The sequence below is a fragment of the Rhodococcus sp. RDE2 genome, from assembly GCF_020885655.1.
GTDB classification, from domain to species: Bacteria; Actinomycetota; Actinomycetes; order Mycobacteriales; family Mycobacteriaceae; genus Rhodococcus; species Rhodococcus pyridinivorans.
The window spans coordinates 4,586,388-4,604,874 of sequence record NZ_AP025186.1; the positions used below are offsets into that span (position 1 = coordinate 4,586,388).

Below are 18,487 nucleotides of genomic sequence, written 5' to 3' on the forward strand. Positions count from 1 at the left end.
TGCAACTATTTGGTGGCATGGTTGTCGGCAAGCAGTTGAAAGTTTGACCATCGAGGAGGACCACCATGACGACCGCCACCACCACCTTCCCCGGCCTGACCCCCGGCACCTGGGCCATCGATCCCGTCCACTCGAACGTGGGCTTCACCGTCCGGCACCTCGTCGTCAGCAAGGTTCGCGGCACCTTCGAGAACTTCTCCGGCGCCATCACCGTCGCCGAGGACGGCACCGCATCGGTGAACGCCGAGATCGACGTCAAGTCGATCAACACCAAGAACGCCGACCGAGACGCGCACATCCGCTCCGCCGACTTCTTCGACGCCGAGCAGTTCCCCGTCGCCACCTTCACCTCGACCGACGTGCGTGCCGACGGTGATAACTACATCGTCACGGGCGACTTCACGCTCCACGGCGTCACCCGCCCGGTCGACCTGAAGCTCGAGTTCAACGGCGTCAACCCCGGCATGGGCCAGGGCCCGGTCGCCGGCTTCGAGGCCACCACCGTCATCAACCGCAAGGATTTCGGCATCAGCATCGAAATGCCGCTCGAAGGCGGCGGAGCCGTCGTCGGCGACAAGATCACCATCACCCTCGAGATCGAGGCCGGCCTGCAGGCCTGACCCCTCTCGCACAGACAGCGCCCCTGCTCCGGCAGGGGCGCTGCCGCGTTCCACCCGCTCTACCGGTCCGGATCGTGCTCGAGAGCACGCGCCGGAGATTCCGACGCGCCCCGCGCCGCCGCTACTCTGGACCCGTGAAGAAGTACATCCCGGCGTTGGCGATCGACGTCGTTCTCGTCGTCGTATTCGCCGTGCTCGGTCGTTCCAGTCACGACGAAGTGCTCGATCTCGTGGGGCTCGCAGGAACGGCGTGGCCGTTCCTCGGCGGCCTCACCGTCGGATGGTTCTTCACCGCGTGGCTCTACCGCGACAAGTTCGACGCCTTCGCGGCCGTTCCCACCGGACTGCTCGTGTGGGTGAGCACCCTCGTCGTGGGGATGCTGCTGCGGGCCGTCACCGGTCAGGGCACCGCAACCGCCTTCATCATCGTCGCGACGATCTTCTTGGGCCTGTTCCTGGTGGGCTGGCGCGTGGTCGTCGGACTGCTCCAGCACCGCAAGGTCGACGCTCACTGAACTCGCCGAGGTCGACCAGTACCGACCCTCCGGTCGCAGCTCTCGCACTCGCACGCGAAGTGTGATCTGCGACCGCGGGATACGCGAATTTTTCGCGCTCGCGCCCCGTGCGGTGGAACAGTGGAGATCATGTCCACGCTGGAACCACCTACTCTGACCGGGTCGCGATCCGACCATCGGTTCTTCGGTCAGCCACTACCCCTGGCCAACCTGTTCGGTGTCGAGATGTGGGAGCGATTCTCCTTCTACGGCATGCAGGGCATCCTGATCTACTACCTGTACTACTCGGCATCCGAGGGCGGGCTGGGGATCAGCCAGGGGGCTGCGACCTCCATCGTCGGCGCCTACGGCGGCACGGTCTACCTGTCGACGATTCTCGGGGCGTGGATCGCCGACCGGCTGCTGGGTTCCGAACGGACCCTGTTCTACAGCGCCGTGCTCATCATGTTCGGCCACATCGCGCTCGCGGTGCTGCCCGGTTTCGTCGGGGTGGGTATCGGCCTGGTGCTGGTCGCGTTCGGTAGCGGTGGTCTGAAGGCCACGGCGACGTCGATCGTCGGCGATCTCTACGACGAGCAGGACCCGCGACGCGACGCCGGTTTCTCCATCTTCTACATGGGCGTGAACATCGGCGCGCTCGTCGGCCCGCTGCTCACCGGCTTCCTACAGACGCGTTACGGCTTCCACTGGGGCTTCGGTCTCGCCGCGGTCGGCATGTTCCTCGGCCTGCTGCAGTACACGATCTACCGCAAGCATCTCGGCGACATCGGCAAGGTGCCACCCCATCCGCTTCCCGCCGAGACGCGCACGAAAGCCGCCGGGATCGGTCTGGTCGCTGTGGTCCTCATCGCGGTCGCCGCGCTGATCGGCCTCGTCACGACGAGCAACATGTCCGACATCGTCGTCGCCCTGACCATCATCGCGACGATCACCTACTTCGTCCTCATGCTGTCGAGCAAGCAGATCACGCCGGTCGAGCGCAGCCGGGTGCTGTCGTTCATCCCGATGTTCATCGCGAGCGCGGTGTTCTGGTCGCTCTTCCAGCAACAGTTCACGATGGTCGCCGTCTACGCCGACACACGCCTGGACCGTAATCTGTTCGGGTGGGAGTTCCCGCCGTCCTGGGTGCAGTCGATCAACCCGGTCTTCATCATCCTGTTCGCGGGTGTCTTCGCCGCCGTGTGGACCAAACTCGGACCGCGTCAGCCCTCGTCGCCCATCAAGTTCGCCGCAGGCACGATCATCATGGGCATCGCCTTCCTGTGCTTCATCCCCATGGCCGGTGGCGGCCCCAACAGCGCTCCGCTGCTCGGACTGGTCTTCATCCTGCTGCTGTTCACCTTCGCCGAGCTGTTCCTGTCCCCCGTCGGACTGTCGCTGTCGACGAAGCTCGCGCCGAAGAACTTCCACACGCAGATGGTCGCGTTGTTCTACCTGTCCGTCGCATGCGGCACGGCCATGGCCGGCACCCTCGCGGGGTTCTACGACGAGAACAACGAGGTGCCGTACTACCTGTGGATCGGCGGAGCGTCGATCGCAGTGGGCATCGTGCTGGCGCTCTTCGCGCCGCACATCAAGAAGCTCATGCACGGCGTGCAGTAGCACCACTGCACAGGACGCTGCTCAGCGGAGAGCGAGCCATACCGCCAACCCGAACCCTGCGAGCGCGACACCCACGCGCAGCAGGTTCGGGGGTATGCGCCGCACGAGCGGCGGACCGCAGTAGCCACCCGCGAACGCGCCGACAGCCATGGCGGCCGCCGCACCCCAGTGCACGGGTCCGAAGACTGCGAACCCGATCGCCGCGACCAGGTTGGCGACGCCGAGCAGGTAGCTCTTGAGGATGCTCGCGCGCCAAATCTGCTCGGACGTGCAGATAAGCACCAGCGCGTAGAAGACGACGCCGGCGCCGGCACCGAAGTATCCGCCGTAGACCGCGACGACGAAGACCGCCACGGAGAACACCCCCGGCAGGTCGCGACCGCCGGCCAGGGTGCGGATGCGTGGTTGGAGCAGCAGCGCGAGAGCGGCGAGCGCGACGAAACCCGGAACGATCGCCTCGAACGAGTCGGGCGGCGCGACGAGCAGGACAGCCGCGCCGACCACGCCGCCGAGCGCGGCGTAGAGCGTCCACCACCACACGCGGGGGCCGGTGTCGACGACCTCCCGCGCCGAATTGGTCAGCGCCCCGACACCCACACCGACCATCGCGACGGTGTTGGTGACGTTCGCCGCGACCGGCGGGAGGCCGACGGCGAGCAACGCCGGATACGAGACGATCGACGCCAGGCCGGTGACGAACCCGACGACACCCGCGAAGAATCCGGCAACCACGAGCAGTGCCAGGTCGAGGACGGTCACGGTCGCTCAACGTACCTGTACGCCGCGGACCGGACTCCGGCGGATCAGCGCACCATGGACCGGCCTCCGGCCGATCAGCGCACCATGGACCGGCCTCCGGCCGATCAGCGCACCATGGACCGGCCTCCGGCCGATCACTCCCCGAGCAGGGGTTCTCCAAGCTTGCGCAGGAAGGTGTCGGCCATCTTGATCGCGCGGTCGCCGCCGTCGGCATCGGCGACGAAGACCGCGAAGGCCAGGTCGCCGCCGGTGTAGCCGAAGAACCAGCGGTCCTCACCGCTCGCCGCGGCGATACCCGCGAGACCGGCGTGTCCGCGGAGGAAGGACGCCGGACCGTTCTGCACGTTGTCGATCATCATGCCGCGCAGGGCGTCGATCACAGAACCCGGCAGCGCCTCGGGGGCGTCGTGGACGACCGTCTCCTGGCCCTGCACGATCGTCGGGGCAGCGACGCTGCCCCGTGCGACCGAGGCGGCCAGCACCGCGGCGCCGAGCGGCGTGATCAGGTTCTCGTCGGAATCCGATCCAGCGAACTGGACAACTCCGGAGCGGTTGTGCCCGATCTGCGAGGTCTCGAACTCGAAGCCCGGCACGTCGTAGTCGACGCCGAGGCCGAGGCGACGGGCGGTCGAGGCGACGTCATCGGATCCCACGTCGTTCGGATCGACGCCGCGCTCGAGGCCGGCTGCGAGCCGGACCGGATCGAGAACGCCGCCGGCCGAGTAGAGACCGTGGGTGATGACGGGACCGAGTTCCATGGCCCAGTTGTTGACGTCGGCGGCGAGGATGCCACCGGTCGAGGGCTGGATGGCGACCACCGCGGCCGGGGTACCTGCGGTGACGACCGCTTCCTTCGCGGCGAGCTGCACCTGGGAGTCGACGGTCGCCTGCAGGTCCGGAGGCGGCGGGCCCTGGAAGCCCGCCACCTGGATCGGGCCCTCCTCGGGATCTTCGAGGGTGACCGCCCAGCCTGCCGTCCGGTCGCGTTCGAGCTGCCAGGCCGAGCGCAGCGAGTCGAGCAGCGGCGTGGAGATCCGCCGATCGGCGCTGATCAGGGTGGGTGTCGTGAGCACCTCGACCCCGGGGATCGACACGATGCCGCCCTCGAGGAACTGGTAGTCCTGGTCGCGGAGCTTGACCGCGGTGATCCGGTTTCCGGGGTTCTCCGCCATCCGCTCCTGCATCAGCTGGGCGGTGATGACGGGTGCGACCGGCTCGAGAACCGCCGCGAGACGAGTGGTGGTGTCGACGGGGTCGGGCATCGCCGCCGGGTCGAGCACCACGGCGTTGATGGTCTGTTCCTCCATGAGGAGGCGGCCCGTGCGGTCGAAGATCTTCGGCGGCGCGGCGTCGGTACGCACGTGGTGGACGGTGCGTCCGCCGGACAGGTCGGGGACGACGACCTCCGGGTCCCAGGACACACGCCAGCCGACGGCGAGCTTCCGCACCGAACCGGTGACCTGATACGACCAGTCCTTGCCCTCACCGAAATTCCAGCCGGCGGAGAGCGTGAAGTATCCCGAGTCGTCGTTGAGTTCGACCAGCTGGGTGACGTCGTAGTCGACGGTGCCGTCGGACAGACCGTCGTACATCTGCGAGATCGTTTCCTCCGCCGCGTTCGGGTAGGAGGTCAGGGCCGCCGCTGCGCCCGCATCACGATCGTCGAGGGCGGCAACGAAGTCGTCGACGAGGCGTTGCGCCTCGCTTCGAGAATCCGAGAACACAACCGTCGTCAGAGCGACGACAGCCACGACGAGGCACACGGCCAGCGCGACGATGCGCCCCCGCTTCCCCCGCCAATCACGAAATCTCATATGTAACAACCTTCACTTCAGTCACACGAGATACCAGCACGCGTCGTGCACGAACACATCACAATTGCGCCACGCGTCCTACCCCCTCAGCCATCGACCCGCCGCCTCGACGGCAGGGGCGGAGCCGTCCGCCCCCGACACGAACACCGCAAAGGCAAGATTATCCTGTGATCCGATAAACCAGCCGTGCGCCCCGACGTTGTCACCGTACTCCGCCGTCCCCGTCTTCCCCGTCAGATCGGGAATGTCGCGCAACGTGCCGGCTGTACCCTCGATCACAGTCTCGCGCATCATCTCTCGCAGTGCCGTCAGCACGTTCTCGGGCATCGGTTCGGCCTCCCGATCCGCGGTCGCCGGCTGCCCCTCCACGATCGTCGGAACCGGCGTGCGGCCGTTCGCCGCCGAGGCTGCGACCAGCGCCATCCCGAAAGGCGACGCCGTCACCCGACCCTGTCCGATCGCTGCCTCCACGCGGGCAGCATCGGTGTCTGCGACCGGCACGTTACCCGTGACCGTGACGAGACCGGGCGTGACGTAATCGATGCCGAGTCCGAAGCGTTCCGCGGTGGCGCGCAGGGCGTCGGGCGGCAGGTCCAGAGCGAGCTGCCCCATGGTCGTATTGCACGAGAACGCGAACGCGGTGTGCAGCGGCACGGGGCCGAGATCGAAGTTCTCGTCGTTCGGGATCGTTCGTGAGCCGACCGAGGCGACGCCCGGGCACGGCAGCACGGTGTCGGGTTCGGCGAGCCCGGCATCGAGCGCCGCCGCCGTCGTCACCACCTTGAACGTCGACCCCGGCGGATAGAGGCCGGTCGCGGCGATCGGCCCCTCGGCGTCGGCCGCGTCGTTCTGGGCCATCGTGCGGATCGCGCCCGTCGAGGGTTCGATCCCGACGATCACCGCGGGCGTGTCGAAACCCGCGAGGACCTCCTCGGCCCGTCGCTGCAGGTCGAGGTCGATCGTGCTGGTCAGGTCGGGTGCCTCCGGTCCGGATTCGCCGGCGACCTGGCTCGTCGTGCCGTCCGCCGCGACCCGCCGGATCACCCAGCCGGCCGAGGCGTCCTGCCCCTCCTGCCACAGTTCGGCGAGGCCGGACCACACGGGCGAGGCGAGGTCGCGCTCGGTGGTGAGCAGACGGGTCTGCGGCACGAGCGTCACGCCGGGCAGCGCGGCGAGGCGATCCTCGATCGGTGCGAGGTCCTCCTCACGCAGCGTGATCACTCCCGCAGCGCCGCCGGCGGCCACCGCGACCTGCTCGGCGAGACTCTCCGCCGTGATCGTCGGGACGACCGTGGCCAGCACGGGAGCGACCGCGGCGGGATCGGCGGTGGCATCCAGGTTCACGACGGTGACGACCTGCTCCCCCATGAGCGGCCGCCCGGCCCGGTCGAAGATCGTCGGCGGGGCGCCGACGGTGGTCAGATACTCCAGCGACGCGCCGCCCGCCAGTTCCGGTGACAGCACCGTGGGGTCCCAGCGGACCCGCCACGCGTCGGCCTCGGGGTCCTCCGTCGCGCTGCCGGTGGTGCGGTACGACCAGTCGCGGCCCTCCCCGAAGTTCCACGTCACGTCGAGGGCGAAGGTGTCGCCGTCGCCCGTCCCCGCGACACTCACGGTCGGGTCGTCGTGGCCGAGGCCGGCGAAGAGGACATCGATCGCGGATTCCGCGGCCACCGGATCGGTGGTCAGCGCTGCCGCTCCGGAGACGTCGCCGGCGTCGAGAGCGGCAGCGAACTCCTCCGCGATCGTCTCGGGCTGATCGGGGCCGAGGGCACACGCCGACAGCGACAGCACCGTGGCTGTCGCGACTCCCATACCGATCAGTCGGATCCACACGGTCCCGATCATGCCTGCACTTTCGAGCCCGTGCCTGTTATCGCAGGTAGGAGTCGGGGTGAAATATTCGGTTGCATCCCGGACGGTGCGGGCTCACCATGGTGTTCGCATCCCGTACCCGTCGATCGGAGAAGTCCGTTGCTCCTGTGAGAGGTCCCGTCCCCCGCGCACTCGCGCAATCGACCCTCACCCTTCGGGAGCCATCATGTCTTCATCCGGTATCACGCTGTCCGCACTCTCCTACGCCCATCCGGACGGCACCATCGCCGTGCAGGATCTCGACGCCGTCGTCCCGGCGGGGCGGATCGGCCTGGTGGGACGCAACGGAAGTGGGAAGACCACCCTGCTCCGGTTGATCGCGGGTGAACTCCGCCCGACCTCCGGTTCGTCGACGGTGCGGGGACGGGTCGCCTACCTCCCTCAGGACGTGACCCTCGATCCGACGGTGCCGGTCGATTCCGTCCTCGGCATCGGAGATATCCGAAAGTCCCTGCGCCGCATCGAATCAGGATCGTTCGACGATCGGGACTTCGAGGTCGTAGCCGATCGGTGGGACATCGAGGACCGCGCTCTTGCGCTCATGCATCGCGTCGGCCTCGACCGGATCCTGCACGACGTCGGGGATTTCGACCGCACCGTCGGTCAGCTCTCCGGCGGGGAGACGGTGCTGCTCGCCTTCACCGCACGCCTGCTCGACGAACCGGACGCGCTGTTGCTCGACGAGCCGACGAACAATCTCGACGCCGACGGACGTGCGCGCCTGCAGGATGCGCTCGACCGGTTCCCCGGCACGGTGCTCGTCGCCGGGCACGACCGGGAACTGCTCGACCGCATGGACTCGATCGCCGAACTGCGCAACGGGGCTCTGCGCCTGTTCGGCGGCGGATTCGGCGAGTACGAACGGATCGTCGCGGAGGAGCAGGAGGCGGCACGGGCCGCAGTGCGGGACGCCCGTAGCGACGTGCGGCGCCAGGCACGCGAATTGGCGGCGGCGCACGTCACGCTCGCCCGGCGGCAACGCTACGGGCAGAAGATGTACGAGCAGAAGCGCGAACCCAAGATCGTCATGGGCGCGCGCAAACGGCAGGCGCAGGAATCCGCCGGGCGATTCCGCCGTGAGCACGAGGAGGATCTGACCACTGCACGGGAGAACCTCGATCGCGCGAAGGACGCCGTGCGCGACGATCCGGAGATCCGCATCGACCTGCCCGGAACCGCGGTTCCACCCGGCCGGCGTGTGGCGGACGCACCGCTCGAGATCGTCGGGCCGGAACGGATCGCGCTGCGCGGCCCCAACGGGTCGGGGAAGACGACCCTGCTGCACCGCATCGTCGAGGCGGAACCCCACGTTCCCTTCGCGTTCCTCCCGCAGCGGCTCGACATCTTCGACGACGATCGTTCGGTCGCGGAGAACGCCGAGGATCGTGCGCCGCACCTGACTCCGCAGCAGGTGCGGGCACGTCTGGCGCGCTTCCTGTTCCGCGGCCGGCACGCCGAGGTCGCCGTGGGGGCACTGTCGGGTGGGGAACGACTGCGGGCCGCGCTCGCGATCGTGCTCGCGGCCGATCCCGCTCCGCAGTTGTTGCTGCTGGACGAGCCCACCAACAACCTCGACCTGGCCGGTCTCGCGCACCTGACCCAGGCCCTGCGTGCCTACAACGGTGCGCTCGTGGTGGTCTCGCACGACGAACGATTCCTGGAGGAGGTGGAGGTGGATCGGTCGGTCGAGCTCGGGCGGTGAGCCGTTCGGCGATACTGCTGGGATGAGCCACGCGACGAATCCCGCCGACGGCACCCGGATCCGGTTCACCACGGCAGGTCCCGAGGGGGCACCGGTCGTGCTGCTGGTCCACGGCAGTGCCCTGTCGTCGGCGGTGTGGCGGGCCTTCGGCTACGTGAAGGCGCTCAGCGGGGATTTCCGGCTGGTCATGCCCGACCTGCGTGGGCACGGCCGCAGCGACACCCCTCACGACGAGGACGCCTACGCGATGGACGCGATCGTCGGGGACCTGCTGGCCGTCCTGGATGCGGCCGGGGTCGACCGGGTGCACTACGTCGGCTATTCGTTCGGCGCCCGTGCGGGACTCGCGCTCGCCGTCGACGCTCCGGACAGACTGTCGAGTCTGACGCTGCTCGGCGGGAGCGCACGCCCCCAGGCGGGATCGATGGACGCGATGTTCTTCCCCGGCACCGTCGACGTGCTCGAGCTCGAGGGCATGGACGGTTTCGTCCGTGCCTGGGAGGAGCGGCGTCGCACGCCGGTCGATCCCGCGACGCGCTCGGCCTTCCTGAAGAACGACGCGCAGGCTCTCGCCGCCTATTTCCGCCGGTCGGATCGGGAACCGGGGATCGACGACGAGATGCTCGCCGGCATCGACGTGCCCGTGCTCGCCGTCGTCGGATCGGACGATCGCCTGCGCGTGGAGGACACCCGCGCGTTGTCGCGCACCGTCCCCGGTGCGCGACTCGCGATCCTGCGCGGGGTGGACCATGCCGAGACGGTCTCGGCCGCGCTGCCTGCGGTCGAGACCTTTCTCTCGGCACGCGCCGGTCGGAAACCGACCGACACGCTCTGATGCTCAGGCCGGGCGCTCAGGCCGGGACGACGACCTGTTCCCGCGGTGTCATCGCCGGCACCGGCCGGGACTGCTGCGCCCTCCGGTGCGGTGCGACCGCGGCCTTCTCCTGCGCAACACGGGCCACCGCCTGCTGCCGGCCGGCTCCGGATGCCTCCGCGAGCAGCGCCGACACCGACCGCTTCATGACCTCGACGGCTTCGGGCACCGGCAAACGCAGTACGTCCCGCAGCGACACCCAGGTGGGCCAGGTCGTCGACACACCCAGCAGGTTCTCGATGTGGGTGCGGACGGTGCCGTCGACGCCCTCGAACTGGTCGGAGAACAACGCCCTTATCTCGTATCGCGCCCGGTCGAAATAACGCACGCGGTTGCGCTGCAACTCGCGCGAGAACGGCACGCGGATCTCGGACGACCGTGCGAACGGCGCGATGTATTCGAGCATCTCCGCCCGCTGCCTGCAGTAGGCGTCGATCCGCTCCTCGAGCGGCAGCGACGGATCGATCGGCTCGTAGGCGTCGACCTGGCGCCGCATCAGCTCGGCGCCGGTGACGGCGAACAATGTCTCGAGGTCGCCGAAGTGTCCCCACAACGATCGCAGGGACACCCCGGCCCGCGAGGCGATCTGCGCCCCTGTGGGTTTGAGCTCTCCCGCCCTGATCAGCGCGATATGAGCCTCTATGACGGCCTGCCGGGTGCGCTCTGCGCGAGCGCTCCTGCCGTCCGTCGTGACCGACGGCCTTTCGCCGTCCCTTCGTTCCGCGTACATCGCTCCCCCGATTTCCGCTCGGACTCCCCTCCGGACCGGTCGCTCCCCTCGTCGGCGACCGGCATAACTTTTCTCATGGCGAACAATAGTCGACACAGTGAGGTTTTCTCACCAGGCCGGTGCTTGCAGGTGAAGAAGAACGAGAGCCGCAGCAGCGATCGAGCCGATCCTCCACGGACATAGACTGATTCGCTGCAGCGCCTTCCACCGGGTCTTCAGCAGCGCGTTCGCGCGTTCGGCCGGAGCACGCATCGCAGACAGCAGCGTGTTGCGGCAACGAGTGCCGATATCGAGATCACGGCCTTTCGTCGGGACGTGGACGCCGATCCCGGCACCGGTGTACCCCTTGTCGGCGAGGGTGGGCATCCCGCCGGCGGCAGCGTGGTAGAGGGCGCCGAGGATCCCGCCCCGACGAGCAGCGGTGAGGTCGTGCACCGAACCGGGTGCAACCTCGGACACCCAGATCGGGTAGCCGGTCGGATCGGTCAGGACCTGGACGTTGCCGCCATGGCGGCGATGTTTACCCGAGTACCACACGTCGTGCCCGGACTCGGAACGCTCCCGGCAGCGAGTCGAGGCGATGAGGGTGCCGTCGAGGCAGACATGCTCCCAGCCGGACTCGATCCCACGTTCGAGCACGTCGTGCAGGTCCGGGGCGTGCGCAGCGATCACGTCGATACCTTCGTGGAGATACCGGTAGGCGGTGGCCTGCGAGATGCGGGCATCGCGCGCCAGGGTGGCGACGTCGGTGCCGTCGCGGAACCACCGCAGCACCATCAGAGCCTGGACGTAGACGGTCGCGGCCCGCTGCCACGGCCGGCGATCGGTCCTGCGGCGGTGGGCAGCGAGGATACGGGCGACGAAGGTCAGGGTGTGCTCGGGCACGTCGAGCGTGGCACGATAGGTAATCACGTGGGGTCCTGCTCCGGGTTGCTTCTTGCTCGAAACAATCCCTACCAGGCAGGACCCCACGTCCTCTTTTCACGCCACACCGTTCGGATGTCTTTGCTGTCGTCGGTGACTCTCTGGTGAGAAAACCTCAGTGGGGGAATTGTCATCCCCCCTCCGAAAATTGTCCTTTTTGCTAATTTCGAGCGGTCGTATTCAGGGCTTACTGTGCGAGCAATCCCTTCGCGATATGTGTTACTTGAATTTCGTTACTACCGGCGTAGATCATCAACGATTTCGCATCACGCGCGAGTTGTTCGACGCGATATTCGGCCATGTATCCGTTTCCTCCGAACAGCTGCACGGCCTCCATCGCCACCTCGGTCGCAGCTCGCGACGAGTACAGCTTCATCGCCGACGCCTCCGACAGGCTCACCGGCTTCCCCGCCTGCGTGCGTTCGATCGCGCTGAAGACCATGTTGCGGACGTTCACCCGCGCGATCTCCATCTCGGCGAGCTTGAGCTGGATCAACTGGAACTGTGCGATCTCCTTGCCCCACAGCTTCCGCGACTTCGCGTACTCGGTGCACAGCTTCAGACACTGCTCGATGATGCCCAGGGCCAGATAGGCGATGCCGATACGTTCGGTGGCGAAGGATTCGCGCGCGCTGTCCTTGCCGTCGCTGCGACCGCCGTCCTCGGTCTCACCCAGCAGCCGGTCGCGGGTCAGGCGCACGTTGTCGAAGAACAGCTCGCCCGTCGGCGAGGAGTTCATGCCCATCTTCTTGAAGGGCGGGCTCTGGGTGAGCCCTTCCATGCCCTTGTCCAGCACGAATGCGAGCACCTTGCGGTCGCGGCGATCCACCGAGGAGTCGCCCTCGTCGGGCTTCGCGTACACGATGATCACGTCGGCGTACGGACCGTTGGTGATGAAGGTCTTCTGGCCGTTGAGGACGTAGTCCTCCCCCTCGCGGCGCACCGTCGTCTTCATCCCGCCGAAGGCGTCCGAACCCGAATCGGGTTCGGTGATCGCCCACGCTCCGACCTTCTCGAAGGTCACCAACTCGGGCAGCCATCGCTTCTTCTGCGCGAGGGTGCCGCGGCTGCGGATCGTGCCCGCGGTCAGGCCCAGGCTGACGCCCAGCGAGGCGATGAGCCCGAGGCTCACCCCGGCGATCTCGATATTGAGCAACGCCGCCATCCCCGGCGACCCGCCGGTACCACCGGACGACCCCGAAGGCTTCTCTCCGCGTTCCTCTTTCGCGAGGGCGCGTTCGAGCGACTCACGGGCCATCTCGTCGATGCCGAAAGTCGCGTACAACTTCCGGATGATGTCGTACGGCGGCAGTTCTCCCGATTCGAGACTGTCGACGTGCGGGCGGATTTCCTTCTCGATGAAACCGCGAAGCGCATCGCGGAACATGAGGTCTGTGTCGGACCACTCGTACATGACGCAAATATAGAACGGGTTTCACTTTTTGCCCAGGCTCCCGTCCCGCCGAGCTCTCGAAAACGCTCCGCCTCCCCCGATGCCGGTACTAGCCTTCGCCGCAGAGCACTCCGTCGGTGGGAGGGACATCGGAGATGGTCGATACGAGTGGGTTCGCCGGCACGGACGTCCTCGCCCTGCACATGGGCGACGGCCTGATCGCCGACCGCGCGTCCGCGTGGTTCTTCGTCATCGCCGTGATCGGGGTCAGCATCGCCGCCTGGTACGCACGCAGCGACCTGAGCAAGAGGTCGGTGCCCACTGCGGCGGTGGTCTGCGCCCTGTTGTTCGCCCTGCAGGTGGTCGACGTTCCGGTGCTGCCGGACGTGAGCGGCCACATCGTGGGCGGCGCGCTCGCGGCGATCCTGCTCGGCCCGTTCGTGGGCGCGGTCGCGCTGACGGTCGTCCTGGTGGTGCAGGCCTTCGTCTTCGCCGACGGCGGCCTGTCGGCGTTAGGCGCCAATGTCACTAACATGGTGCTCGTCGCCATCGCCGCCGGTTTTCTCACCGCCACGGCACTGCGCGCACTGTGTGAACACCGCAGCGTTCGACCGTTCGTCACGCTCGGCCTGGTCTCGTTCGTCGCAGGGTTCGTCTCGGTCCTCGCCGCCGTGACGGGCTTCGTCGTCGAATACGCGCTCGGCGGCACCTCCACGGTGCCGGTGTCGAACATCGGATTCCTGTATGCGACCCACGTTCCGGTCGGGGTTGTCGAAGGGCTGGTGACGGCCGCCGTCGTGCTCGCCGTTGCGCGGATCTCCCCGGAATCCGTCCATCTCACCCGGCTTCCGGTCAATCCTCTCGACGCGACCGCCTCGCCGCCCCCGCCTCCGCGTCCGCGCGCTCGCGGGACGCTGTTCATCGGCCTGGCGTTCACCTCGCTCGTCGTCGCGGGGATCCTCGCGCCGCTCGCCGTCGACACCCCCGGCGCTCTCGAGGTAGCCACCTCACGCGGCTGCGAGATCGACTCGCTCGCCGAGGATCTCACAGGCGACTGCATGGCACGGGACGTCGAGGAACATCGGCTCGCCGACAGCGCACTGGCCGACTACACCATCGACGACCGTCCCGGTTCGACGGGCATTGCCGCCGTGCTGGGAACGCTCGGCACCTTCGTGTTGGCGAGTGTGTGTTTCCGCGCTCTCGTGCCGCGGCCGGCAATCTCCGCGACCACGGAGCGCCGCACACAGCAGCGGAGCAACTCGGCAGGCTGAGTCCACGGGTCGACGCGGACCCCGGGTCAGCGGGGGAGATGCGTCTCGATGATCGCTGCAGCCATGTCGCGGCCGAGCCGGATCGGTTCGACGGAGTGCTCGAACTTGCTGCCGGACAAGGCACCGTCGTAGATCAGTTGCACGCGCCCGGCCACCACCTCGGATTCGGTCGCCCCGGCGAGATTCAGCAGGTCGACGAGCGTCGAACTCAGCCATTCCCGGTGCGCGAGCACCGGTTCGAGAGGCTCCTGGGGGAATTCCGTCGCGGCGTTGGCGTACTGGCATCCCCGGAAGTTCTTCTTCGGCGCCGACTGCATCGCGAGATCGAAGAAGGTGAGGATCTTCGCGATCGGATCGTCGAGCGGTTCGGCGGCGGCGTGCCACCGCTGCCGGTCGCGCTGGTCGAGATCCTCCAGATAGGCGAGCACCAGTGCATCCTTCGACCCGTACGACGAGTAGAGGCTCGCGCGGGCGACGCCGGCCTCGGCGAGGATGCGGTCGATGCCCACCGCGCGGATGCCGTGCTCGGCGAAGAGCGTGCTCGCGGTGTCGAGCAGACGTGTGGAGGGTGAGGGCTTGGACGGCGGCTCGGCTCTCCCCTTCGGACCGGCCGTGCCCTTCGGAGTGCCGATCGATTCACTCTCGACGAACGTACGCACGTACCCAGAGTAACGGACAGGGCGCGATAGACAGACCGTTCTATTCACAGTACGGTGGAGCACGTGACACACAGCCTTCTGACTCGCCGCCTGCACGTGGATCTCGTGCGGGTGTCGACTGCTGCGTGTTGTCGCTCCTCTCTCTGACCGGCCTCGTCTGCGTGCGCCGCATGCCGTAGTCGCCCCGTCCGAAGACGAAACGGCGCCCCGCCGTGCCCGGACCGGTCACAGTTCCAACCCGCTTTCCCGGAAGGTGACCCCATGTCGCTGTATCTCTACGAACTCGTCCCCACCGAGGGCCAGGCCGAAGCTGCCATCAAGGCCTTCGACGATGCTGTCGTCGCCGCCGGCGGCGAACTGATCGAATCGCAGGTCACCACTGGCGGCACGCGTGTCTTCGCGATCGCCGAGTTCGACGCCTGCCGCCCCGCCCAGCTCGAGTCGGCCTCCCTCGATGTCGCCGAGATCGTCGGCCCGAACGAGGTCCGTCTGGTCGGCGCCGAGCTCGACCAGATCAAGGCCACCCGCCCCGAGGCCGGTTACCTCGTCGAGTGGGACATCCCCGACACCATCGACATGGAGACCTACCTCGCGCGCAAGAAGGCGAATTCACCGAAGTACGCCGACGTCCCCGAGGTGAGCTTCCTGCGCACCTACGTCCGCGAGGACATGGACAAGTGCCTGTGCTTCTACAACGCCCCCGACGAGGCCGCCGTCGTGCGCGCCCGCGAGGTCGTCAGCACGCCCATCGACCGTCTCCACTCCCTCGAAGGATAAGCATCCGATGACCGCGGCCATTGACCGGACGAGCGAGGAACCGCGCGCGGCGATCGCAGAGTTCGTACGCGATCGCGCAGCTGCTCTCGATCGCGGAGAAACCGACATCCGCACCGACATCGCCCGTACAGGCGAGCTCGGCCTGCTCCGCAAGGGGCTGAGCGGGGAGTGTCTCTCCGAGATGGTCGCGGTCATCGACGAGGTCGCCGCCGAATCGCTCACCGTCGGCTTCTCGCTGTGGGCGCAGCGCATGGCGCTCGAATACATCGATCGCGCACCGCAGTTCCTGCGCGATCGTTACCGGGACGACCTCGCGTCCGGCCGCACGATCGGCGTCACCGCCATGGCCGCGGCGCTCAAGCATCTTGCCGGTCTCGGCGAGCTCCCCCTCGTCGCCGAACGAACCGACGACGGCATCACCGTCACCGGCCCGATCCACTGGGCGTCCAACGTCTTTCCCGACTCGGTGATCGTCTTCCCGGCCCGCACCGCCGACGGTGATCGCCTCGTCGCCGTCGTCCGCGCCGACGCCGAGGGCATCACCATCGCGGATTCACCCGAACTGCTCGCGCTCGGCGCCACGTCGTCGACCTCGCTGAAGCTCGACGGTGTGCGGATTCCGCAGTCGCACATCCTCACCGAGGATCTCGCAAACTTCTGCGGTTCGATCCGGCCCACCTTCATGATGCTGCAGACCTCGTTCTGCGTCGGCATTGCACGCGCATCGCTCACTGAGGCCGTCGGCCGTCTGCACGGACTGGGCGAGCAGTTCACCGGTGAGTACGAAGAGCTTTCGGCGCAGTACGAGTCACTGCGCGAACGGCTGTACCGCTTCGCCACCGATCCCACCTCGATCGCTCCTGCGGAGTTCATCCGCCTGCGTCTCGACGGTTCGGTCGTCGCCGTCGCCGCGACCCGCCTCGAAGCGACACTGCGCGGCGGTGCCGGATACGCGACGGCCAGCGCCACCAACCGCCGATTCCGTGAGGCGGCCTTCCTGCCCATTCAATCGCCGTCGGAAGGACAGCTTCGGTGGGAACTGTCGCAGTACGAATAGCGAACGGATACAAGGGTTTCGCCGGTCGCCGTAGCCCGGTTCTCCAGGGGGTGGATCTGGATATCGCGACCGGCGAGTTCCTCGTGGTGCTCGGCAGCAGCGGTAGCGGCAAGTCGACGCTGCTGCGGATCGTCGCGGGTCTCGATCACCTCGATCGCGGTTCCGTCGACTGGCCCGACACCGAGGGCGACAACCGTCCGCACACCGGGATGGTCTTCCAGCAGCCCTTCCTGATGCCGTGGCTCACCGTGCGCGAGAACATCGCCTTCGGTGGACGGTTCGCCGCGCACCGCGAGCGGTTCGACACCGCCTACGCCGATTCGCTCCTCGAGCGTTTCGGCCTCTCCGCGCTCGCCGGCTACTACCCCGACCAGCTGTCCGGTGGTCAGGCCCAGCGCATCGCCGTCATCCGCGCCGTCGCGGTGCGTCCGCGACTGCTGCTGCTCGACGAACCGTTCAGCGCCCTCGACCCGGCCACCCGCTCCGATTTGCGGTCGTGGCTCGGCGAACTCGCGCGCGATCTCGGTTTCACGACGGTCCTCGTCACCCACGACATCGACGAGGCACTCGAACTCGCCGACCGCATCGCACTGTTCGGGAGTTCGGGTGTGGTGCAGCAGGAATGGGCGCTCGGCGGCATGTCTGCGCTCGACCGCGACGCGCTGCGTCCGGCCATCCTGGCGCACTACCGCGATTCGTCGCTGTCCGCGACATGACCGATCCGGGCCTGTTCAGCCGTCGCACCCTCATGCGCGGTGCGCTCGGCCTCGCGGCAGCCGGGGGTATCGCCGGCACGATCGACCTCGCGCGCACCGCGACCACCGACCGCGCCAATCGCACGGGGCAACTGCGCATCGGCTACCTGCCGATCACCGACGCTGCGCCGCTGCTCGTCGCGCACGGGTCGAGCCTGTATCCCTCCGGCGTCGTCGATTCCGCGAAGCCGGTGCTCTTCCGCAGTTGGGCGTCGCTCGCCGAGGCCTTCATCAGCCGGCGCGTCGACGTCGTGCACCTGCTCATGCCCATGGCGGTCCAGTTGCGGTACAGCCTGGGTAGTTCCGTGCGGATCCTCGGCTGGAACCACACCAACGGCTCGGCGCTGACGGTCGCCCCGCACATCACCGACCTGAGCGATCTCGCAGGTCAGACGGTGGCGATCCCGTTCTGGTGGTCGATCCACAACATCGCTCTGCAACAGCTGTTGCGGGCGCACGGACTGACACCGGTCGTGCGGGAGGCGCCGTCGAAGTCCGCCCGTACCGTGGGCCTCGTCGTGATGGGTCCGTCCGACATGATCCCGGCCCTGGCGAACGGCTCGATCGCCGCGTTCACCGTCGCCGATCCGTTCAACGCCGCCGCGGAGGTCCGCGGGGTGGGGCGGATCCACCGTTTCCTCGGTGATGTGTGGCGCGACCACGCGTGCTGCGCCCTGCTCGTGCACGAGGACCTGATCGAACGCGACCCCGTCGCCGTACAGTCCCTCACCGACTCGGTGGTCTCCGCCCAGTTGCAGATCGGCGCCGACCGTCAGGCCGCGGCCGCGATGTTGTCCGCCGGATACCTTCCGCAGCCGTTGCCCGCGATCACGAAGGCCCTCACCTATCCCGACCGCGAGGCCGGCACGGTGCACCCGCAGTGGCAGCCGCAACGCATCGGGTACCAGCCGTTCCCCTTCCCGACCTTCACCGCGGCACTGATCGAGGCGATGCACGACACCGTCGTCGACGGCGACACGCGGTTCCTCTCTCGTCTCGACCCTGCGACGGTGCACGACGACCTCGTCGACGACCGCTTCGTCCGCACATCCCTCACCCGCGTCGACGGCACCGATGCCTTCGGCCTTCCCGCCGATCTCACCCGCACAGAGGAGGTCGATCCTTCGTGAGCGCCCCGACCGGCACGGCGCCGGAGA

18 protein-coding genes are annotated in these 18,487 nt (G+C 67.8%); 11 read left to right on the plus strand and 7 right to left on the minus strand.

The genetic code is table 11. The features are described 5' to 3' along the window. Positions 1 to 65 precede the first annotated feature (65 nt). From LPH33_RS21315 to LPH33_RS21325, 3 genes are all read left to right on the plus strand, one after another. Positions 66 to 620, plus strand: a complete 555-nt coding sequence (locus LPH33_RS21315; RefSeq protein ID WP_229565893.1) for a YceI family protein — start codon at positions 66 to 68, stop codon at positions 618 to 620. A 134-nt stretch (positions 621 to 754) separates the two neighbouring features. Then, the gene (locus tag LPH33_RS21320; RefSeq protein ID WP_006552707.1) at positions 755 to 1,135 is read left to right on the plus strand and encodes a DUF3054 domain-containing protein; all 381 of its coding nucleotides are present in this window, start codon (positions 755 to 757) and stop codon (positions 1,133 to 1,135) included. A gap of 129 nt (positions 1,136 to 1,264) precedes the next feature. After that, complete coding sequence (locus LPH33_RS21325) at positions 1,265 to 2,737, plus strand: peptide MFS transporter (protein ID WP_229565895.1); 1,473 nt, start codon at positions 1,265 to 1,267, stop codon at positions 2,735 to 2,737. Positions 2,738 to 2,758: 21 nt separating this feature from the next. On the opposite strand, the gene LPH33_RS21330 is transcribed toward LPH33_RS21325, so the two are convergent. The 3 genes from LPH33_RS21330 to LPH33_RS21340 all read right to left on the minus strand — a co-directional run bounded on the left by LPH33_RS21330 (position 2,759) and on the right by LPH33_RS21340 (position 7,158). Next, on the minus strand, positions 2,759 to 3,496 hold the full coding sequence (locus LPH33_RS21330) for a sulfite exporter TauE/SafE family protein (protein WP_229565897.1): 738 nt from the start codon (positions 3,494 to 3,496) through the stop codon (positions 2,759 to 2,761). A 134-nt stretch (positions 3,497 to 3,630) separates the two neighbouring features. Beyond that, positions 3,631 to 5,310, minus strand: a complete 1,680-nt coding sequence (locus LPH33_RS21335) for an NTF2-like N-terminal transpeptidase domain-containing protein (protein WP_229565899.1) — start codon at positions 5,308 to 5,310, stop codon at positions 3,631 to 3,633. 78 nt (positions 5,311 to 5,388) lie between these two features. Further along, positions 5,389 to 7,158, minus strand: coding sequence for a penicillin-binding transpeptidase domain-containing protein (locus LPH33_RS21340; RefSeq protein ID WP_229565901.1), 1,770 nt, complete (start codon positions 7,156 to 7,158; stop codon positions 5,389 to 5,391). Between the two features lie 193 nt (positions 7,159 to 7,351). On the opposite strand from LPH33_RS21340, the gene LPH33_RS21345 reads away from it, so the two are divergent. Beyond that, entirely contained in the window at positions 7,352 to 8,887 is a 1,536-nt protein-coding gene (locus tag LPH33_RS21345) for an ABC-F family ATP-binding cassette domain-containing protein (protein ID WP_229565903.1), read from the plus strand. Between the two features lie 22 nt (positions 8,888 to 8,909). Beyond that, positions 8,910 to 9,722 carry an alpha/beta fold hydrolase gene (locus LPH33_RS21350; RefSeq protein WP_229565905.1) on the plus strand — a complete coding sequence of 271 codons (813 nt, stop codon included), beginning with the start codon at positions 8,910 to 8,912 and terminating at the stop codon, positions 9,720 to 9,722. A 16-nt stretch (positions 9,723 to 9,738) separates the two neighbouring features. Here LPH33_RS21350 and LPH33_RS21355 read toward each other — a convergent pair whose 3' ends face one another. From LPH33_RS21355 to LPH33_RS21365, 3 genes are all read right to left on the minus strand, one after another. Beyond that, positions 9,739 to 10,329 (minus strand): TetR family transcriptional regulator, encoded by a 591-nt coding sequence (locus tag LPH33_RS21355; protein ID WP_372462406.1) that lies wholly within the window; start codon positions 10,327 to 10,329, stop codon positions 9,739 to 9,741. Between the two features lie 270 nt (positions 10,330 to 10,599). After that, positions 10,600 to 11,403 (minus strand): IS5 family transposase, encoded by an 804-nt coding sequence (locus tag LPH33_RS21360; protein ID WP_145690968.1) that lies wholly within the window; start codon positions 11,401 to 11,403, stop codon positions 10,600 to 10,602. Positions 11,404 to 11,602: 199 nt separating this feature from the next. Further along, the gene (locus tag LPH33_RS21365) at positions 11,603 to 12,829 is read right to left on the minus strand and encodes an acyl-CoA dehydrogenase family protein (RefSeq protein WP_229565909.1); all 1,227 of its coding nucleotides are present in this window, start codon (positions 12,827 to 12,829) and stop codon (positions 11,603 to 11,605) included. A 134-nt stretch (positions 12,830 to 12,963) separates the two neighbouring features. Between LPH33_RS21365 and LPH33_RS21370 the strand changes: the two genes are divergently transcribed. Further along, entirely contained in the window at positions 12,964 to 14,082 is a 1,119-nt protein-coding gene (locus tag LPH33_RS21370) for an energy-coupling factor ABC transporter permease (protein ID WP_229565911.1), read from the plus strand. Positions 14,083 to 14,108: 26 nt separating this feature from the next. Here LPH33_RS21370 and LPH33_RS21375 read toward each other — a convergent pair whose 3' ends face one another. Then, the gene (locus LPH33_RS21375; protein ID WP_229565913.1) at positions 14,109 to 14,741 is read right to left on the minus strand and encodes a TetR/AcrR family transcriptional regulator; all 633 of its coding nucleotides are present in this window, start codon (positions 14,739 to 14,741) and stop codon (positions 14,109 to 14,111) included. Positions 14,742 to 14,837: 96 nt separating this feature from the next. On the opposite strand from LPH33_RS21375, the gene LPH33_RS27010 reads away from it, so the two are divergent. From LPH33_RS27010 to LPH33_RS21395, 5 genes are all read left to right on the plus strand, one after another. Continuing rightward, the gene (locus LPH33_RS27010) at positions 14,838 to 14,888 is read left to right on the plus strand and encodes a hypothetical protein (protein ID WP_367880875.1); all 51 of its coding nucleotides are present in this window, start codon (positions 14,838 to 14,840) and stop codon (positions 14,886 to 14,888) included. 114 nt (positions 14,889 to 15,002) lie between these two features. Then, a complete protein-coding gene (locus LPH33_RS21380; RefSeq protein ID WP_016694511.1) occupies positions 15,003 to 15,518 on the plus strand; it encodes a DUF4242 domain-containing protein in 516 nt (171 codons plus the stop codon). A gap of 7 nt (positions 15,519 to 15,525) precedes the next feature. Then, complete coding sequence (locus LPH33_RS21385) at positions 15,526 to 16,575, plus strand: acyl-CoA dehydrogenase family protein (RefSeq protein ID WP_229565915.1); 1,050 nt, start codon at positions 15,526 to 15,528, stop codon at positions 16,573 to 16,575. Further along, the gene (locus tag LPH33_RS21390) at positions 16,551 to 17,291 is read left to right on the plus strand and encodes an ABC transporter ATP-binding protein (RefSeq protein ID WP_229565917.1); all 741 of its coding nucleotides are present in this window, start codon (positions 16,551 to 16,553) and stop codon (positions 17,289 to 17,291) included. The genes LPH33_RS21385 and LPH33_RS21390 overlap by 25 nt, the downstream gene beginning before the upstream one ends. Continuing rightward, positions 17,288 to 18,460: an ABC transporter substrate-binding protein gene (locus tag LPH33_RS21395; RefSeq protein WP_071935783.1), complete on the plus strand. Its 1,173-nt coding sequence runs from the start codon at positions 17,288 to 17,290 to the stop codon at positions 18,458 to 18,460. Before LPH33_RS21390 ends, LPH33_RS21395 begins: the two co-directional genes overlap by 4 nt. Positions 18,461 to 18,487: the final 27 nt, after the last annotated feature.